General features: G+C 43.0%; 2 protein-coding genes. Both read left to right on the forward strand.

Features of this window, described 5'->3' with window-relative positions; all coding sequences use genetic code 11:
* On the forward strand, positions 1 to 494 hold a 494-nt coding region (locus ABGY95_RS09165; RefSeq protein ID WP_347441374.1), incomplete at its 5' end, for a hypothetical protein.
* A gap of 131 nt (positions 495 to 625) precedes the next feature.
* Positions 626 to 1,363, forward strand: a complete 738-nt coding sequence (locus ABGY95_RS09170; RefSeq protein ID WP_347441375.1) for a hypothetical protein — start codon at positions 626 to 628, stop codon at positions 1,361 to 1,363.
* Positions 1,364 to 2,021: the final 658 nt, after the last annotated feature.

Raw genomic sequence — 2,021 nt, forward strand, 5'->3', positions numbered from 1 at the left:
GCGCGTGCTCTTTAACGTTAGCTGAAAATATGAAGACCGATAAAGAACATTCATTCCCTTGGTGGGTAATACCCCTTATGTTGCTCGCTTCGTTTAGTTATGAAAGCCATAGCGAAGATGGATCTAGCTTGTCATTTAACGGAACAGGCTCAGCCCTGCTAGTAATTGGAATAGTATCCCTTGTTATGGTGTTTCAAGTCACCAAGCGGATACAAGCTGCATTGAAAGCCCATAAATTAATTGATCGCATCCCTCGCAGTAGATTCTGGCCTTTACTTCCTTTTTCCATTATTTTTCCAGCTATTGGTTACCGTGCGATCTCAGAAAGCGGCTTTAAGTCTAAATTTACTGATGAGTATTTGCATCACTGGGATTTTAGATGGGGAGGGGCTGATCTACACATTTGGCTGATCGTAGGTGTTCTAGTTATTATTTTTTTACACACTGTGATTTTAACTTTAGCTGAGATCGAACGCACAGCCAAAAACAGCTAACAAGTCGGCGCACACCAACCCGCTACACGCTGAATAGCCAGATTTTATGGTGAATTTAACCTTCAACCCCTTCGTCGAAGATCGCCCCCAGTAGCGGGTGGGTGGCCTTTGCGTTATGCAAAAATAAAATAATGAATAATAAAGAAAATCGTTCAATGAAACATGACGAATTGGTTGAGGCCTGTAGGTCAGCAGCTGCAAAGTTGGACCACAGGGAAGTCGGACGCGCATTTGTTGCCAGTTTTTCGACTAGAAGACTCGATTGGCGCGGTGTGCTTTCCTGCTATGCAGTTTGCCGTCAGCTAGCTAATCATGAATTTATCCAATCACCGATTTTTGGCGGCGGCAAGCGTGGGAGCTGTTCGATTTGCGGTCTTGCATCGCCTGAATTTGATATCAATGTTAGTGGAAGAGTTCTGGAAAGCAATCTGGGGCGGGCCTATTACATAGAGAGCTCTTTGACCTCACTTGAGCAATTTGCATTGGCAGAAAAACCTAATCCCACAAATGAAGATATCGAACTCTTTATGGAAACGATTAATCGACTTAGAAACCGCGATGAAACAAAGCTGGGTCAGTTACAAAAGCTGATTCAAGGCTTATTCCCCAGCAACAAATATGAACGGGAAGACATTTTGGGCTCTTTGGCACTCGCTGGTATTTTCAAACTGGATGCGGCCTCATACATGGATAGTTGGGTTACATATGACGTCCGTGAATCCGTGATGCCATCACACTTTTATGCAAAGGATTCACCACACCCTTTACGACATTATAAGTCCACAAGTTCGCTGGATGAAAAGGCGATAACGTTTTGGTTCGCAGACTTAACTCAACAACAATTAAATAAAGGCTGCACTGGTGCATAACAAACGGATCAACCTAATAGCATCCATTCGCTGCGCTCACTCCAGCTATAGGTTATCCTGGACGTTCGCCAGAAAATGATCGTAAGAGTAAAGACCCCAGCTTTCATTGTGACTTGCGTGATCATCGCTATGGGGATCTTCGCGTTGATGTCGCAATCTTCTTCCTTATCTGGAGCACTCTTTTTTACGCCGTTCGCATTAGGTCCGCTCTTTATATCCCTCTTCGTAGCTTCTATTACTCCAATTAGAACTTCTCAAATCATACTTATTGTAGGTTCAATTCTGTATGCTGCTTGGTTTGCATTTGTGTTTCTTAGTGCTTTTTATTGGCATATTGACGCTCAGAGCGCAATAGCCCTAATTTTTATCGGGATCTATTCCTTGCCTTTAATGATTCCTGTTTGGCTAATTGCATTTTCGCTAAACAGACGTAATAATAACAACAGCGAACAAGGCAGCGCACACCAATCCACTACCCGCTGAGAGTCGAAGTCTGAATGAAAATTATAAACTTTAACCTGAAATCAAAGCTCGCCCTCCGGTAGTGGATGGGTGGCCTATACGTTCTGCAAAAAAAACAAATCATGGATACAAGCGATAAGAAGTTTCTAGCGAGGATAGCTCTAATCTTATTCATCAGTGGACTGACAATTCCTTT

The sequence above is a fragment of the Rubritalea sp. genome, assembly GCF_039830215.1.
Classification (GTDB): domain Bacteria; phylum Verrucomicrobiota; class Verrucomicrobiia; order Verrucomicrobiales; family Akkermansiaceae; genus Rubritalea.

Bases quoted from the DNA above. Each gene is read 5' to 3' on its own strand.
- ABGY95_RS09170 (WP_347441375.1), top strand. From the start codon at position 626: ATGAATAATAAAGAAAATCGTTCAATGAAACATGACGAATTGGTTGAG.